The organism is Rhizobium sp. Rhizsp42, from assembly GCF_047304155.1.
In the GTDB taxonomy this organism is placed as follows: Bacteria; Pseudomonadota; Alphaproteobacteria; order Rhizobiales; family Rhizobiaceae; genus Rhizobium.
The window spans coordinates 90,062-106,716 of record NZ_JBGLYS010000024.1; the positions used below are offsets into that span (position 1 = coordinate 90,062).

17 protein-coding genes are annotated in these 16,655 nt (G+C 60.9%); 13 read left to right on the forward strand and 4 right to left on the reverse strand.

Features of this window, described 5'->3' with window-relative positions:
• Window positions 1-89: 89 nt before the first annotated feature.
• Window positions 90-287: a hypothetical protein gene (locus ACCD05_RS21245; protein ID WP_413395125.1), complete on the reverse strand. Its 198-nt coding sequence runs from the start codon at window positions 285-287 to the stop codon at window positions 90-92.
• A 28-nt stretch (window positions 288-315) separates the two neighbouring features.
• Here ACCD05_RS21245 and ACCD05_RS21250 point away from each other — a divergent pair, with 28 nt between their 5' ends.
• The 8 genes from ACCD05_RS21250 (at window position 316) to ACCD05_RS21285 (ending at window position 8,822) form a co-directional block, all read left to right on the forward strand.
• Complete coding sequence (locus tag ACCD05_RS21250; protein WP_413395127.1) at window positions 316-489, forward strand: hypothetical protein; 174 nt, start codon at window positions 316-318, stop codon at window positions 487-489.
• 104 nt (window positions 490-593) lie between these two features.
• A complete protein-coding gene (locus ACCD05_RS21255) occupies window positions 594-2,642 on the forward strand; it encodes an alkyl/aryl-sulfatase (protein WP_413395129.1) in 2,049 nt (682 codons plus the stop codon).
• Window positions 2,643-2,661: 19 nt separating this feature from the next.
• Entirely contained in the window at window positions 2,662-3,207 is a 546-nt protein-coding gene (locus ACCD05_RS21260; protein ID WP_413395131.1) for a hypothetical protein, read from the forward strand.
• A gap of 256 nt (window positions 3,208-3,463) precedes the next feature.
• Window positions 3,464-4,204, forward strand: coding sequence for a hypothetical protein (locus ACCD05_RS21265; protein WP_413395160.1), 741 nt, complete (start codon window positions 3,464-3,466; stop codon window positions 4,202-4,204).
• Between the two features lie 23 nt (window positions 4,205-4,227).
• On the forward strand, window positions 4,228-5,022 hold the full coding sequence (locus tag ACCD05_RS21270; RefSeq protein ID WP_413395133.1) for a transporter: 795 nt from the start codon (window positions 4,228-4,230) through the stop codon (window positions 5,020-5,022).
• A 181-nt stretch (window positions 5,023-5,203) separates the two neighbouring features.
• Complete coding sequence (locus tag ACCD05_RS21275; RefSeq protein WP_413395135.1) at window positions 5,204-6,634, forward strand: DUF3300 domain-containing protein; 1,431 nt, start codon at window positions 5,204-5,206, stop codon at window positions 6,632-6,634.
• Between the two features lie 23 nt (window positions 6,635-6,657).
• Window positions 6,658-7,602 carry a DUF2950 family protein gene (locus ACCD05_RS21280; RefSeq protein WP_413395137.1) on the forward strand — a complete coding sequence of 315 codons (945 nt, stop codon included), beginning with the start codon at window positions 6,658-6,660 and terminating at the stop codon, window positions 7,600-7,602.
• 2 nt (window positions 7,603-7,604) lie between these two features.
• Complete coding sequence (locus ACCD05_RS21285) at window positions 7,605-8,822, forward strand: hypothetical protein (RefSeq protein ID WP_413395139.1); 1,218 nt, start codon at window positions 7,605-7,607, stop codon at window positions 8,820-8,822.
• 84 nt (window positions 8,823-8,906) lie between these two features.
• Here the strand turns inward: ACCD05_RS21285 and ACCD05_RS21290 are convergent, their stop codons facing one another.
• The gene (locus ACCD05_RS21290; protein WP_413395141.1) at window positions 8,907-9,923 is read right to left on the reverse strand and encodes a DUF1214 domain-containing protein; all 1,017 of its coding nucleotides are present in this window, start codon (window positions 9,921-9,923) and stop codon (window positions 8,907-8,909) included.
• Window positions 9,924-10,201: 278 nt separating this feature from the next.
• Here ACCD05_RS21290 and ACCD05_RS21295 point away from each other — a divergent pair, with 278 nt between their 5' ends.
• From ACCD05_RS21295 to ACCD05_RS21305, 3 genes are all read left to right on the forward strand, one after another.
• A complete protein-coding gene (locus ACCD05_RS21295) occupies window positions 10,202-11,221 on the forward strand; it encodes a DUF1254 domain-containing protein (protein ID WP_413395143.1) in 1,020 nt (339 codons plus the stop codon).
• Window positions 11,222-11,258: 37 nt separating this feature from the next.
• Complete coding sequence (locus ACCD05_RS21300) at window positions 11,259-12,761, forward strand: DUF1254 domain-containing protein (RefSeq protein WP_413395145.1); 1,503 nt, start codon at window positions 11,259-11,261, stop codon at window positions 12,759-12,761.
• Window positions 12,762-13,065: 304 nt separating this feature from the next.
• Complete coding sequence (locus tag ACCD05_RS21305; protein WP_413395147.1) at window positions 13,066-13,431, forward strand: hypothetical protein; 366 nt, start codon at window positions 13,066-13,068, stop codon at window positions 13,429-13,431.
• A 147-nt stretch (window positions 13,432-13,578) separates the two neighbouring features.
• Here the strand turns inward: ACCD05_RS21305 and ACCD05_RS21310 are convergent, their stop codons facing one another.
• Complete coding sequence (locus tag ACCD05_RS21310; RefSeq protein ID WP_413395149.1) at window positions 13,579-13,914, reverse strand: hypothetical protein; 336 nt, start codon at window positions 13,912-13,914, stop codon at window positions 13,579-13,581.
• A 321-nt stretch (window positions 13,915-14,235) separates the two neighbouring features.
• Here ACCD05_RS21310 and ACCD05_RS21315 point away from each other — a divergent pair, with 321 nt between their 5' ends.
• Entirely contained in the window at window positions 14,236-14,715 is a 480-nt protein-coding gene (locus ACCD05_RS21315) for a hypothetical protein (RefSeq protein ID WP_413395151.1), read from the forward strand.
• Window positions 14,716-14,728: 13 nt separating this feature from the next.
• On the opposite strand, the gene ACCD05_RS21320 is transcribed toward ACCD05_RS21315, so the two are convergent.
• Window positions 14,729-15,478: a hypothetical protein gene (locus ACCD05_RS21320; RefSeq protein ID WP_413395153.1), complete on the reverse strand. Its 750-nt coding sequence runs from the start codon at window positions 15,476-15,478 to the stop codon at window positions 14,729-14,731.
• Between the two features lie 290 nt (window positions 15,479-15,768).
• Here ACCD05_RS21320 and ACCD05_RS21325 point away from each other — a divergent pair, with 290 nt between their 5' ends.
• The gene (locus ACCD05_RS21325) at window positions 15,769-16,332 is read left to right on the forward strand and encodes a dual specificity protein phosphatase family protein (RefSeq protein ID WP_413395155.1); all 564 of its coding nucleotides are present in this window, start codon (window positions 15,769-15,771) and stop codon (window positions 16,330-16,332) included.
• Window positions 16,333-16,655 lie beyond the last annotated feature (323 nt).

Here is a 16,655-nt window from a genome sequence, read left to right on the forward strand (position 1 = left end):
CTGAAATATGCGCAGAACCCTATATCAACCCGATAACATTAAGTTGCAACCTTGAATCCTAATGAAACCATCAGTCATTAGGCGAAGTTCTAAATCGATGTCGTGTCGCCAAGGACGATCGAGAGCACGTCACTTTCGATCTCGGAACAAAGCGTCTCGTACTCTTCGATCAGCGGGCAATCGTTTCGATCACGCTCCTTCTGGAACCTCTGCAGCGTAACGTATGCCTCCTCGTAGGCTTCGAACATGCCGTTGAGATGGGGCGATTGGGCTGCGATGACTTGCAAGCGCCCACGTATGGCGGGCAACTTGAGCATGAGACGCCAGAGGCCGCGCTGGGCCTTTCTCGAACTCGTACTTGCTGGCTCCTCCGCATCGCTCATCGGATCATTGCTCGCAGTTCCGACCAAACGCTCGATCGAAGATGCTCCCGTCACCGTCGTTGAGAAGTACGTTACGGTAAACCGCTCGAACGGCCTGAAGCTGTAACGTTTGTAATGTCGCCTATTACCGTAACGTACTTCCAATATGCCTCCGCACCCGTACCGTCCGGGCCGCGGAATGTTGAGACATGCAAACTCACGGAGAACGACATGACCTCCCCAGACGGCAATGGCATCAGCAGAGCAGATTTCCTTCGAGGCATGGCGTCGGCCGGTCTCGCTGTCACCCTGGTCGGAAAGTCCGCGCAGGCGAACGCGCAGGACGCACCGCCTGTCTCGAAAAGCGGAGTCGCGGCCAAGCCCGCGACCAAGGCGACCCTTGATTACAACGCACTCTATCGAAACGGCCTTCCGTTCGACGACGTGCAGGATTTCAAGGACGCGCACCGTGGCCTGCTGGCTGCACTGCCTGATCCGGCGATCATCAAGAACGCGGAAGGGACGCCCGTCTGGGACCTCAGCGTTTATAACTTCCTCGGCAATTCCGAGACGGACGACGCGCCCGACACTGTGAACCCCAGCCTGTGGCGCATGGCCAAGCTGAATATGGTTCACGGCCTCTTCGAGGTGGTTGACGGCATCTATCAGGCCCGCGGCTACGACCTGTCGGTGATGAGTATCATCCGTACCGACACCGGCTATATCGTCATCGATCCTCTGGTCAGTTCCGAAACGGCGCGTGCGGTCTGGAAGGAGCTCGTCATCCCCAAACTCGGCGACAAGCCGATCGTCGCGGTGATCTACACCCACAGCCACGTCGACCACTATGGCGGCGTCCGCGGCCTGGTCAACCAGGCGGATATCGATGCCGGCAAGGTGAAAATTCTTGCGCCTGAAGAATTCACCAAGGCTGCTGTTGGCGAAAACATTATCGCCGGCAACGCCATGAGCCGCCGCGCCAGTTACATGTACGGCAACCTTCTGCCGCGCGGGCCGCAAGGCCAGGTCGATGGCGGCCTCGGCAAGACGACCTCGACCGGCGAGATCGGGCTGGCGCTGCCAACCGATTGGGCAACAGAGACGGGACAGAAGATCACCATCGACGGCGTCGAGCTTCAGGTGCTGATGGCGCCGGAGTCGGAAGCGCCGTCAGAATTCATGTTCTACATCCCCAAATACAAAGCCTTCTGCGCTGCCGAAGACGCCTGCCACACACTGCACAATCTCTATACGCTGCGTGGCGCCAAGGTTCGCGACGGTCTGCTGTGGTCGAAATATCTCCAGCAGTCGATCGACATGTTCGGCGACGAGACCGAGGTCCTCTTCACCTCTCACCATTGGCCGACATGGGGCAACGATCGCGTCATCGCCCACCTGAAGAGCCAGCGCGACATGTTCCGCTTCATCCATGACCAGGTCATGCGCATGGCCAACAGCGGCATGACGCCCAAGGAGATCGGCGAAGTCATCCGGCTCCCGCAGGCCTTGGCGACGACATGGGCTTGCCGCAGCTACTACGGCACGGTCTATCACGACGCGGTGGCGCAATATAACCTTCGCCTCGGCTTCTTCGACGGCGTGCCCGCAACGCTGCATCAGCTTCCGCCGACGGAAGCCGGCAAGCGCTACGTGGACTTCATGGGTGGCGCCGACAATGTCTTGCGGCAGGCTCAGGTGTCGTTCGAACAGGGCGATTATCGGTGGGTGGCAGAGGTCGTGAACCATGTGGTCTTCGCCGATGGCAATAATGTCGCCGCCAAGCAGCTTCTGGCCGATACCTACGAGCAATTGGGGTATCAGGCGGAATCCGGACCGTGGCGCAACTTCTATCTCACGGGCGCCAGCGAACTTCGCCAAGGCGTAACCGAGCTCCCGGTTCCGAATACGGCGAGCCCGGACACCATCAAGGCGATGCCGATCGACATGTTCTTCGACTTCCTCGGCGTCCGCCTGAACGGCGACCGGGCTGCCGGCAAGACCATCGAGATCAACATGGAGCTGACCGACACCAAGGAGAAGTATGTCGTCGGCGTCGAGAACTCGGCGATCCACTACTCCAAGGACAAGACCGCGCCCAGCGCCGACGTGTCGATCTCGACAACCCGAGAGGCGCTGAATGACGTCATGCTCGGAACGTCGACGATGGAAAAGCAGGTTGTCGAGGGCAAGGCAAAGCTGACTGGGGATCCCAAGAAGCTGTCGGAGTTCGTCGGGCTGCTCGACAACTTCGAGTTCTGGTTCCCGATCGTCACGGCTTAATCAGACAGGAGGCCTTTCAATGTGCACCATCTGCTCCTTGACGATCGAGTTTGCCGTCGAGCACCCGCAGTCATTGGCGGTTGCGGTGGCGACACGGCAGGCGATCGACAGGGGCCTCCTACCCGAACCCGATCCGACGATCGAAATCGACATGGCACGATCGCGTCACGACGCGGTCGTGCAGCTCACCACGATGCAGCAGCGGTTGGAGCAGGTTTTGTCAGCGTCGCGGTTGATGGCATTGCCCAATTTCTATGTTCTCATGATCGAAAGCCGCACATGGGGCTATTTCAGCCCAACGCGCGGCGGCTTCGATGTGAAGGCCAACCCGTCTCCTCCAAGGATCGAACCGGACGAAGACGGAATCCGCGACGGTGTCGTCCTGATGTCGCAGGCCGCAGCAGCGGAGATCAGCAGCGGTCGGCTTCCTTTTGAGCGCGCCATGGCGGACGGGCTCGCGATCGTCGATGCGCCGGGCCTCTACGAAGAGATAGTCCGATCGGCCTTCGTCAGTTCCTATCCCATGGGTGCCTTCAGCACTCTGGTCTGCACGGAAGTCGCATGACACCGCCACAGCGCATGAGTACGGCGATCGCCTCCCACAAACCAAACGGCAGTGCAGCGGTGATCGCGCGTAGCGGCCATGCAACATCCGAGAGTAATCTATCTCGCTCCAGGGTCCCCGCGCGTGTGATCGCTTTCCTTACCGCAAAAACGAGAGCAAGCTCAGGTTGACCTATGTCCCTTCATACTACAGCCTTCGGGGGAAGCTGATGTTTCGTAAGTTTGGGTACGTCGCCGGCATTGTCACAGCACTTGCCATGTCATCCTCAGCGTTCGCAGCCGACCTCCTGCCGGCATCCGCTCCACAGCCTTTGCCGCAGGCCGCCAACGGCTGGTCGTTTTCCTTCTCTCCCTACTTCTGGGTGGCTGGGCTCGACGGAAAGTCCCAGGTGTTCGGCCTGCCGACCGTGGATATCAGCCAGTCGTTCGGCGACATCGTTTCCGATCTCGACTTTGCCTTTTCGGCGGCCGGCGACGCCCGTTACGACAGGTACAGCGTCTTTACCGACATCAGCTATGTAAAGGTCACCAGCGATGCCGCCACGCCTCGCGGCGTGATCGCCGATGAGGTGAGCCTCAAGTCCGTGACCTTCACGGCCATGGTCGGCGGCGCCTATACGCTCTACGAGGATCAACAGACGCGGTTCGACATACTCGGTGGCGCGCGTTTCTGGCACGCGGAAACCCGCATCGGCCTGAGCGGCGGATCGCTCGGCGACATCTCGCGTTCCGACGACGCCAACTGGGTCGATGGTCTGGTCGGCTTCAAGGGAAGCAATTCCTTCACCGATACGATCTTCGTCACTGGATGGGGCATGATCGGCGGTGGCGGAGCGGATCTCGACTGGGATGTGCTCGGCGCGATCGGCTACCAGTTCAACGAAACGGTCTCGGCGGTTGCCGGATATCGTGCGCAGGGTGTCAACTACAGCAATGACGGCTTCACCTACGACATGATCCAGCACGGGCCGATCCTCGGATTGCAGGTTCGTTTCTGAGCCAAAGGTCGGAGCTGAATAAGATGACGACACGGTTGCCTCTGCTCGCCCTGGCGAGCCTTCTTTCGGCGATGTCGGCCGCTTCGGCACAGGACGCCGATCTCGCGAAGAAGCTCTCCAACCCCATCGCCTCACTGGTCAGCGTCCCGTTCCAATTCAACTATGACAGCGGCTACGGTGCAGAGGATGGGCACAAGGCGGTTCTCAATATCCAGCCCGTCATCCCGTTCGACCTAAACAACGACTGGGAAGTGATTTCGCGAACGATCGTTCCGGTGACATGGCAAGACGATATCGCGGGCGACAGCGGAACCCAGTTCGGCCTTGGCGACACGCTGCAGAGCTTCTTCTTTTCGCCGAAACAGCCGGCACCCGGTAGCATCATCTGGGGGCTGGGTCCAGCCATCCTGATCCCCACGGCGACGGAACCGTTACTTGGCAGCGAGAAGCTGGGTCTCGGCCCGACGGGCGTCGTCCTCAAGCAGGACGGACCGTGGACCTACGGCGCGCTTGCCAACCATATCTGGTCCGTGGCGGGCGACGGAGGGCGGTCGGATATCAGCTCGACCTTCCTGCAGCCGTTTATCTCCTACACCACGCACGATGCCTGGACCTTCGCGCTGAACACCGAAAGCACCTATGATTGGGAAAGCAACCAGTGGAGCGTCCCGATCAACTTCTCGGTCTCCAAGCTCGTCACCTTCGACAAGCAACCCGTGAGCTTCCAGCTCGGTGCACGCTACTGGGCACAATCGCCGGATGGTGGTCCGCAGGGCTGGGGCGTTCGCGCCGGAATTACATTCCTCTTCCCCAAGTGATTTAGACCGCCCAGGGTGGCAGTTATTCTGCGTCGTCGGTGGTAACAGAGGTCCCTGTAACATTGCGCTTTACGGTAACGTACTTACAGCGCGCTGAATTATCTGTTCCCATGCTTCTTCGATCCCGTTGCGTTGCCCGCCGCTTGGCGGTTGTGGCTTCATGCTCGAAGGAGACCTGTCGATGGCGTTGTGTTCTCTCGCTGCCCCCGGACGTTGGGCGATCCTGGTCCTTGCGTCGGCGTTTCTCGCTGTCGGTGGGGGCGCTCTTAACGCTCAGGAGCAGCCAACCCCGGCGCCGGCGGCCGCACCAACGCCGGCATCGGCTCCAGCTCCGGCGACCGACGCCCTGAGTGACGAGGAGATGCAGGTGCTCGTCGCCAGGATCGCGCTCTATCCCGATGAGCTCGTCGCGCTGGTCACCTCCGCCTCGCTCTATCCGCTGCAGATCGTCGAAGCCTCCCGGTTCCTCGGTGAGGTCAAGAGCAATACTTCGCTGAAGCCCAAGGATGATTGGGATGGCAGCGTCGTCTCGCTTCTGAACTACCCCGACATTGTCAAGATGATGAGCGACGATCTCGACTGGACGCAGCAGCTGGGTGATGCGGTCGCCGACCAGCAGAAGGACCTGCTGATCGCCATCCAGACACTCCGCGACAAGGCGGTCGCGGACGGCGTCATCAAGACTGACGACAAGGTGAAGGTTGTCCAGCAGAACGACAATGTGGTCATTCAGGCCGCTAACCCCGAGAAGATCTACGTGCCGCAGTACGAGCCGCAAATGCTCTACGACGACGGATACGCGCCGGCGCCGATCGGCTATTACCCCGATCCCTACCCCAACTACTATTATCCCACGGCCACCTATTTCGCGGGCTTCGTGACCGGTGCGATCTTCGGCGCCGTGGTCGATTGGGATCGATGGGGCGTGTGGGGCGGCCGGTTCGACGGCAACGATATCGACATCGATTGCGACCACTGCTTCAACCGTTTCGATCGCAACGGCAAGGTCAACTTCAACGATGTTGACTGGAAGAATGTCGATCGCAGCAAGATCAAGTTCGATCACAACCAGTTCGCCAACATCGACAAGACCAACATTCGCAACCGGCTGGAAGCGGGCGGCAATAATGACATTCGCACGAAGGCCAAGTCCGTCAAGGCAAGAGCAGCCAACGCCAACCATGCCCGCGTAACGCCGTCCGCCATCAAGGACATCAGGGCCAACAAGATCGCCGGCGGCGGTGGCGAGTTGCGAGACCGTGTTGCCAATCGCCCAGCCGGCGACCGTCGCGGCGAAATCGGCGAACGCGGAAACCGTGACATCGGAAACCACGCAATGGCGGGCAAACGGGATGTACGGCCGAACCGTCCGTCCGGCCTCGGCGAAGTCCGCTCGCGAAGCGCGGCCAACCTCCACTCGCAGCGCGGCGGCCGCGCAATGGGTGGCGGACACCACGCCAGCCGACCGGAATTCGCGGCGCATCGCGGGGGCGGAGGCGGAGGTCCTCACTTCAGCGGCGGCGGCAGAGGTGGTGGTGGAGCCCACTTCAGTGGCGGCGGCCGCGGTGGTGGTGGCCATGCCCGCGTGCCCCATGGTGGACGTCGACGCTAATCGAACCGAACGGAGTTATTGCCATGAGCGCTCATACCTCTCGAATTGGATTTCGTCTGTTCACCGCTGCAGCGCTGTCCGTTGTGTTATCGACCTCGATGACGTTTGCCGCCGAGAAGAACCTCGTCGATCTCGTGTCGAAGCAATTGCCGACTGAATACGACAACGCGGACGCCGCACTGGCAGCGTTCAAGGAAGCAGTCATCGCCTCCGACCTGGATAAGCTGGCCACCATCCTCGGCGTCGACGCGGCGCACCTCAAGGCGACCGCGGGCGTGACGGAGACGCTTGCGGCGATCAAGGATGGGATCGGGAAGCGGATCGGCCTTGAGGAGAGGAATGGCCAAAGCATCGTCGATGTCGGTGACATCATGTGGCCGTTTCCGTTCCCAATCGTGAAGTCAGAGAACGGCAAGTTCGCCTTCGACCCTGTCGTCGGCATCGAGGAGATCATCAATCGCCGCATCGGCGAAAACGAAATCCAGACGATCGAAACCGTGCGCGGCTATGTCGATGCCCAACAGCAATATGCGAGCGCCGATCACGATGGCGACGGCGTTCTCGAATACGCGCAGAAGCTCGTGAGCAGCCCCGGTCGGGCGGATGGTCTCTACTGGCCCGAGAGCGAAGGTCTCGGCGCAAGCCCGGCGGCGCCCTATCTCGACTATGTCCAGTTCGACAAGTCGAAGGACAACAACGGGTACTTCGGCTACCGGTACAAGGTCCTGACCCGACAGGGCGGCAATATCGCCGGCGGCCCTTATGACTACGTGATCAACGGCAACATGATCGCCGGTTTCGCCCTGGTCGCGTGGCCGGTCAAGTATGGCGAGACAGGGGTCAACACCTTCGTGGTCAACCGCAACGGCATCGTCTACCAGGCCGATCTCGGGGCCGACACCGACAAAATCGCGCGGGCCATGAAGCAGTTCAATCCGGGCGACCGTTGGTCGGTGACCGAGGACTGAGGATGGTGAAGACGAAGCTTGTGGCACAATCGACGAGCGAGGTTGCCCTGCAGCAGGACCGGCTGGAATATCTGGCGTCGCACGGCGGGCCGTTCTTCGAGCTTCAGCGGCGGTTCAATCTCGTTCACGAACGCAATCTTCATACAGGCCGCCGCATCCTCCTGTTTGTCGCCGCCGCATGGGTTATCCCGCTGCTTCTGACGCTGCCGACATTGGCCTCGCAGGCACCAACGGTTCAGGCCTATCTGACCGACCCCGGTCCCTGGGCGCGCTTCTTCGTTGGCATCGCAGCTTTTCTGGCGGCGGAACAGGCGGTGGAAGCGGGATTGCGACGCAAGTTGGGTCAATTCCTCCGCGCGCCTTTGATCCCGGCAACGTCCCAGGGAGCGGCTATGAACGCACTGGATAAAGCTATGGCGCGCCGCAACTCCACCCTTGCGGAAACTGCATGTCTTGCGCTTGCGATCATCTCCGCGTTTCTGGCCTTCGCAACCTTCAAGCAGGCGCCGTCGACGAGCTGGGCAGCCACGGTGACAGGTGACGTCCGTCATCTCACCCTTGCGGGCTGGTGGTGCGTCTTCATCAGCATTCCGCTGTTCATCTTCCTGTTCACACGCGGTGTGTGGCGCCATCTGGTGTGGGCCTATCTGCTCAGAAGCATTGCGCGTCTCGACTTGAGGCTGGTCTCCACGCATCCGGATGGCAAAGGCGGCCTTGCCTTCGTCGGGGAGTATCCGAACGCCTACGTTCTCTTTGTATTCGGTGTGAGCTGCGGCATGGCAGCCGCGGTTGCCAAGCACCAGATGCAGGCCGATCTATCGGCAGCGACGCTCACGACCATCATGGCCGTATGGTTGCTGATCGTGCTCGCCTTCTTTGCCTATCCGCTGTCAGCCTTTTCGAAACCGCTCCGCCAGATGAAGGATCGCACGCTGTTGACCATGTCGGCGCGGGCGACAACGCAACAGCGCGCTTCCGAGCGCAAAGCGATCGGCGAGAATGTCGTCGCGCCGGATGCAAAGGAAGCCGAGCAGACAATCGATCCCGTCGATCTTTCCAAGCAGTACGAGCAGACCCGCAAGCTGTCCTCGATGCTCGTCAACCGCAAGACGCTGCTGCCAGTCGCTGCGGCGGCCCTGATCCCATTCGCAATCGCTGGCGCATCCAAACTGCCTTACAAGGAGGTGTTCTCCGTCCTGAAGAAGCTTCTGCTCATCTGAGCAGTCGGAGACCCTCCCAGGGCGCGGGAAGTGGGCTGGCTTCCCGCAGTCTCTGCCGTACTCCGCTTTTGCCTGTGCGAATGATCACTGCGGCTGCGGTTCGGGAAACGTCCAGCTTCCATCCAGCACTTGCGGCTGAGGTCGATAGAGCCGAACAGTGTAATTCCACCCGGCCTCGACAGGCAGGCAGTTCGAAGCTTTGCCGTCGCAGCCACCGAACTGAATTGTAATTGACCCATCGCTACCCTTGGCGGCGGTCAGATTGTTGACCGAATAAGCCTTCTGCGGATTGGGAACGAAGAAGCCTTCGCTGTTGTAGCGGCTGACCGACCAGAAGCCATCGACAGGTACATCCGCAGGAACGTGCAGCGTGTAGATTGTCGTGCCATCGTTCTTTTCTGGTGTGACCGCGATATAAGTCGCCTCGCTGTCGGGATTGCCACCCCACCCCGCTGCAGTCCCGATCAGGTGATTGACGGGATCAACCTCATTCTTGCTACCGAACGCCCGGTTGAAGCTGTCCATGGTGGCGTTGAGGGCCAAGAGCGCACTGCGCACCTTGTCTTGACTGGCCTTATCCCAAGTGGGCAGCTCAAGCTTGCCGGGACCGCCCGGTTGATCCACCTTGATGGCGTCCTGGAGCTTGTGAACCTCGTCGGCATCTCCTTCCTTGCCGGGGTCGACCAGGGTGCGAACTGCCGCAAAGACGTACCGCGAGCCGGTGGCGTCCTTGGTGAGCGTATGGCTCCCCGCACCGTGGTACACGCCGGTCACATAGTGATCCTGGTTGACCGTCATCAACGACATGAAGCGATTGCCTGCATCCGGCATGGTAATCGTCACGGGGCCTGCATCAAGATCGAAGACGCCACTGGAATACAAGGTATCACGGTTGCCGCGCACGACCGTCTGGTGCTCCACGTCGAAGGGTTCGCGACGATGGAAGATCTTGCCGATGCCGGCTTCCTTGGCGGAAACCTCGAAGTACATATCGCTTTCCGCCCGAACGAAGTTGTCGGGGGTCACCCTTGTTCCGTCATCGGCCAGTGCTGAGCTTGCTACGAGAAAAAGGCTTGCAAACAACATCTTCGAAATCGTCATCTTTCAAACCTCCATCGAACGCCGCAGCCTGGCGGCAGGCATCGTCGCCTTATGCGACGATCGAATGATGTCATGGAGGCAAAACCCGCGTAAGTACGCAACGGTAAGCACGCCCGTAAATGTCCGCGTCTGGCCGGTCGCCGCTAACCAAGGATCGCGCCAAACCCGGTCGCCCCTTCCAGGTCAACGATCGCCATTTACGTCGCAGTTACTGTTACGTACTTCTCCGCATCTTCTGCGACCACTTAGAAGACTCCTATCTAACATGGGAGATTTTGATGAACCGTCGCGTTGGCCCCTCCGTAGTTGCACTGCTCCTTCTCCTACCGTCCGTCGCTTTCAGCCAGTCCGCCCCCACGCTCGTGACGGCCGACAACTTCGTGCGGGCCGAATCCGACACCTATATCGGCGGCCTCGCCAAGCAGGCCGGCGGGCTTGCGAAACTCGTTCATCACCGCGAGCTGGCGCCCATCGAGGATCACTCGATCATTCGGCTCAACCGCGACACGCTCTACAGTTTCGGCATCTTCGACCTCGATGCCGGCCCGGTCACCTTCACGCTGCCCGATCCCGGCGCGCGCTTCATGTCTCTGATGGCCGTGAGCCAGGATCACTATGCGACCACCGTTTACGGCGCCGGTACGCACAGCTTCGACAAGGCCACCGTCGGCACGCGTTACGTGTTGATCGGCACCCGCATTCTCGTTGATCCCAACGACCCAAAGGATATTGAGCAGGTCCATGCGCTTCAAGATGGGATCAAGGCCAGCCAGGGCGGGACAGGTACGTTGGAACTGCCGACATACGACAGCGCCAGCCAGAAGAAGGTACACGACGCGCTTCTCGTTCTGGCATCGACACTTTCAAACTTCGACAGAGCGTTTGGGACGAAAGCGGAGGTCGATCCGATCCGTCATTTGATTGGCGCGGCCTATGGATGGGGCGGAAATCCGGACAAGGACGCCCGATACCTTAACGTCGTTCCGGCCAAGAATGACGGCAAGGTGGTCTACAAGCTCACGGTCAAGGACGTACCGGTCGATGGCTTCTGGTCCATCAGCGTCTACAACGCTGAAGGGTTCTACGAAAAGAACCCATACAACGCCTACGCTCTCAATAGCGTCACCGCGAAGGAGGACAACGGATCGGTCACCGTTCAGTTCGGAGGCTGCGACGGCAAGATCGTCAATTGCCTGCCCGTGATGAAGGACTGGAACTATGTCGTCCGCCTCTACCGGCCACGCGCGGCAATTCTCGACGGCTCCTGGACCTTCCCCGAGCCGACGATCGCCAACTGATCCGCACCTGATGCCGTCGCAAACAAGGAGACATGCCATGACCATGTACAGTCGCCTCGCGGGTGCGCTGATGTTGCTGCTTGCCGCGCCGGTAATGGCCGAGCAGCCGAAATATTCCGCCGATGTTCCGAGCGACATCACCACGCCATCCACGGTCGAGACCCGGATCGGCACGCTGAAATTCTTCGATGGCCTGCCGGACGAGGCAACGGCGCAGAAGGCCTATGACCAGCTCGATTTCTCCCGCGGCATCCAGGCGTTCCTGTCCGGCGTGCCCGCGGCTTCGCTGCATGCGATGTGCAAGGGCCTGAGCGACGCCGGCGTCGCGCCCAACAAGGGGATCGGCATTACCGAAGAGCTGATGGACGCGCGCTCGCTGTTTCTCACGCCCAATGCGACGACAGTCTATAATTTCTTCTGCATCGACCTGAAGGACGGCCCGATGGTCGTCGAGGTGCCGCCGAACGCGCTTGGTCCTGTCGACGACGCCTATTTCCGCTTCGTCACCGACATCGGCCTCACAGGTCCGGACAAGGGCAAGGGCGGCAAATATCTCTTCGTCGCGCCCGATTACAAGGGCGAGCTGCCGAAGGAGGGCTACTTCGTCGTTCGCTCACCCACCTATATCAACTGGGTGCTGTGCCGCGTCTTCGTCGAAAACAACGACGTGGCGGCGGCGGTCAAGGTCGTGAAGGAAAAGGCCCGGATCTACCCCTACGCGTCGGCCGACAATCCGCCTGAGACAGCCTTCGTCAACATGACAGGCAAGAAGATCAACACGATCCATGCCAACGATTTCAGGTTCTACCAGGAGATCGACGAGGTCATCCAGCATGAGCCCGAGGATGCGTTCGACCCCGAGATCGTCGGGCTCTTCGCCGCGATCGGCATCAAGAAGGGCCAGCCATTCAATCCCGACGCCCGCATGAAGGCGATCCTCGTCGATGCCGTCGCGGTCGGCAACGCCTCGGCCCGCGCGATCCTGTTTTCCTCGCGCGATCCCCGGGTCAAGTTCTATCCCGATCGCCAGTGGGGCAACGGCTTCATCGGCAATAGCTACCAGTTCCTCGATCATGGCGAGCGCATGCTCGATGCCCGCACGCTCTTCCACTACGCCGCAACCGGCATCACCCCCTCGATGGCCGCAGCGAAACCCGGAACGGGCTCTGCCTATGCTTTTGCGGTGCGGGACACGACCGGGGCCTATTTGGATGGCGGCAAGACCTACAAGGTCACCTTGCCCGGTCCCGTGCCCGCCAAGCAATTCTGGTCCTTCACCGTCTATGACGCCCAGACGCGATCCATGCTGGAAACCGATCAACGCACGGCGGGCGTAGACAGCAACTCCAAGGATATCAAGGCCAACTCCGACGGGTCCTATACAGTCTGGTTTGGCCCCAAGGCCCCGGCCGGTCACGAGGGCAACTGGGTTGAGACCCGTGAAGGCAAGAGTTGGCAGGTCATCATGCGGCTCTACGCACCGCTGGAGCCATGGTTCGACAAGAGCTGGAAACCGGGCGATCTGGAACTCGTGCCGTAGCTCGACACTCGGGCGCGTTCGTGACGCTCGATGGCGGCAGTTGCGTTGGAGAGCGGCGCAACCACAACGGCAGGTGACTGGCAGCGGTAGCTGCACATTGCTCATCACAGAAAAAGGGCCGCGATTGCCCCCTTTGGGCAGCAGAGCGGCCATTGCCAGTTGCAGTAACCATGAGATGTCCAAAGTCTAGCTGACGAAGCTATATCCCCCAACCTCGTTCAGAATCCATTAAGCCAACCAATGCCATCTTCTGGGCATGTTGAGTGGCTATCGAGCCTCTCGATCTTAACGGAGACGCATGCGAATGAAGAAGATGGCTCTGTACGCCGTGGTTGCCGCAACCACGTTCAGCAGCGTCCTGGCGACCACCGCGCCGGCAATGGCGCAGTATTACGACCGTCGCCCGCCGGGCTATGGTTACCGCGACCAGCCGCCACCCCCGCCCCCGCGCCGCCACCATCACAACAATGATGGCGCCGTCATCGCCGGTGGTCTTGCGGCTGGCGTGATCGGCGGCCTGATCGGCGGCGCGATTGCCAACGGCAATTCCGGCCCGCGCTACATCGACCCGCCTCCGCCGCCTCCGCCGCGTTGCTGGTTCGAGGACCGCCAGGTGCAGAACGCCTATGACGGCGGCTACCACCTGGAAAGCATCCGCGTCTGCCGCTAACGATTTCGGCCTGACGGGCAGCAGCAACCACCGCCCCGGTCTCCGGGGCGTTTTGCTGTCGGGCATGGCGCAAGGCAGGCGCTGAAACGAAAAGAGGCCCGGCGGATGGGCCGGACCTCTTCATGTCGGAGCGAACCGCGCGAGCGCTTATTCGTGGATCGTATAGGAGCCCATTTCGCAGAGGTTCTGCGTGTCGGTGGTCGTGTCGAGGTTGGAGCCTTCCTCGAATTCGAATTTCATGTCGTATTTGCAGACGTCGCGGCCGTCGCCGATGGTGATGTCCATGCTTTCGCCCGGGTTCAGCACCTGCTTGCCGAAGACGTCGTCTTCCCACTCGTTGACGCCAACGGGCGAGGTGTAGAAATTGGTGAGCACCGAGTTGGTGCCGTTCTTCAGCGTGAAGACCAGGTCTTCCGCGTGCGAGGCGCCTGCAAATGCCAGAAATGCGATGGCGGAGACCGCCGACAGCGTGATGTTTCTCATGTTCCCCCTCAAAACGCCCCACACGGGGCGCGACGGTCTTATTATCGGATGAGCATATGTAAAAGTGGTTTTGGCAGCCATTTCTGGTGGCTTTTCTTGGACTGCGAAGTTGTGTGCCAAGACATTGAAAGTCTAGCGTGCTGACCAATTTCGAACACAGTAGAATGTCATGGCCTCGGTGCTGTGGCGACACGATTGCAGCATGTCGCGCAAAAGTGTGCAGCGGTTTTGCGGCACCGACATGCGACAAAACAAGGGCCTAAAGCGTGACAAGCGAATCCGCAGGATCGCGACACGCTTTAGGCATGACGAGGTATTGAAATGAAACTGGTAATTCTGACCGCCGGCGCACTTCTGTCGGCATCGATCGCGCAGGCAGCGGGCACGGCACAGCAGAACTTTCCCGGCGCGCCTGGTGCGCTGACGCTGGCCGGCCGATGCAGCAAGCTCGTCGTCGGCAAGGTCGATGTCTCCAAGCCCTGCCAGAACGAGATCGCCAGCGTCACGCTGGTCAACGGTCAGGTCACCTTCATCTTTTCCGCCGAAGGCAAGATGCTCGGCTTCCAGGGCGACGGCACCAAGATCAAGCCGGCATCAGCAGGCAATGTCACGCTGCCGCTAGATATGGTGGTGACGGGCGCCGGCCAGAAGATGACCGGCCACGTCAAGGTCTCGGGAAGCTGCACGCTCGGCAACCCCTATGACGGCAAGCCGGTCGCGATCGAATGCAGCGCCAAGAGCACGGACACGGCCTTCTCCGCCGTTTTCAAGACCAACGGCAAGGCACCGAAGCAGAAGTAGGTTTAAACGATCCTCAGGCGCACCAGGCGCCCTTGCCGGGCTTGCGAGCCAGCCCCTCATCCACCAGCTGCGCGCCGATCGAGCGACCGTCGCGCGAGATGACGCGGGGAGCGGCCCCCTTGTCGGGCTGGCCGGCGGCGTTCATCGAGAACGATCCGGCATTCAGAAGGTTGAGCAGCCGGAGCTTGGCCGCGAAGCCCGCCTTGCGCTCGCCGTCGCAGCGCGCGTTGTCGATGCCGGGGCTGACGATATCGGCGATCACGATCTTCTCGCCCTTGTACCAGAAGGTGCTGCCATCGGCGACGCAGTTGATATGCTCACCCTGCCCGCAATAGCCGAAGGCAGCCTTGGCGGATTGCGTCTGCGCCGGTGAAATGGAAGCGGGCGAAATCGAAACCGGCTCCGCCCTCTCGGAAGCAAGCCCCTTGGACGAGGGGATCGGCACGGCGGCCGGAGGAATGATCTTGGAGACCGGCGCGATCGACGCCGTCTGCCTCGGCCCCGTGTCACGGCTCGTATCCTTGATGGCCTCACGCACCGCATCGCGCTCGCGTGTGTTCTTCGCCACGCTGACCGGCCGCGAGACCGATGGCGCATGCGAGGCGAGCAACGGCTTCACGCTCCTCCAGTTGTCGTAGACGGCGATGCCACCGAAGGCGAGCGCACCCACGACCACCCAGGGAAGCGCGCTGCCGCCCCCGCTCTTCCTCGCTCCCGCCCGCGAGCGTGTCGATGTCTTGCGGCGTGTCGCTGTCTTGGCCATGGCGTCCCGATTCCCGTGATGGCCGATTATCGCCGCGCAATCCTTTCCGAAAGGTTGGCAAGCGCCGTTTGTCCCCCGCAGGTTTCGCCCCTAAGTTTCCCGTGAGAAGTTTCGCTTGCCCCGCCGCCACATCATCGCGCCATTTGCCCGCTAGAGCCCACCGCTCACGTTTCGTTGAAGAGGCTGGTCGCCGAAATCGCTGGCACGGCGCGATCCGGCTGCCTATTTGAGGCGTGGTTGCTGTGACAGAGACGCTGGAACAGCCACGACGACGGCTGAGAAGTGAAGGCATGACGCGTAAATATCTGAAATTTTTGAAGTGGCCCGCAGGCCTCGCGCTCGGCGCGGTGCTCCTGGTCCTCGGCCATGCCGGCATCGGCCAGCTCACCGGAAATTTCCACGAAGTCATCCCCGGCGAGCTCTACCGCTCCGCCCAGCCGAGCGGCTCCGACATCGCCACCTATGCCGATACCTACGGCATCAAGACCATCGTGAACCTGCGCGACGAGGAGCGTACCGACTGGTACCACAATGAGGCCGCCGCCGCTGAGAAAGCCGGCATCACCCTGATCGATTTCCCGATGTCCTCATCGAAGCTGTTGCCGATCCCCGAAGCCGAGCGTCTCGCCAAACTGATGGCCGATGCGCCCAAGCCGCTCCTCATCCACTGCGAACACGGCGCCAACCGCACGGGCCTGGCCTCCGCGATCTATGTCGGCGCCGTCGGCAAGCTCAGCGAAGCCTTCGCCGAATTCCAGCTCAGCCCCTACTTCGGCCACTTCGCCCTCCCCGGCATCGGCCGCTACGAACTCACCCGCTCCTGGGACGCCTTCGAGGAAACGATCGGGTTTTGAGGGGGGCGGTAGCCTTTTGTGCCAGTACGCCACGACGCCAACCCCACCCAGCGACGTCATCCTCGGGCTCGTCCCGAGGATCTAAGCACGCCGCCGCGAGTTCAACGGTCATGGACCGCCCACCGGCGTTAAAATCCATGCACGTCCAGCCCAGACCAACCCTCGGCAGATCCTCGGGACGAGCCCGAGGATGACGACGGAACGTATGGTACCGGCCGAACTAGGCCCTACACTCATAAACGGGGTTCACACGCGGGCATGGCTTTGATTCAATGAGGCTTTGATTTGGAGGCCTCAGATGACCCGTCGCCGGTTCGACCTGA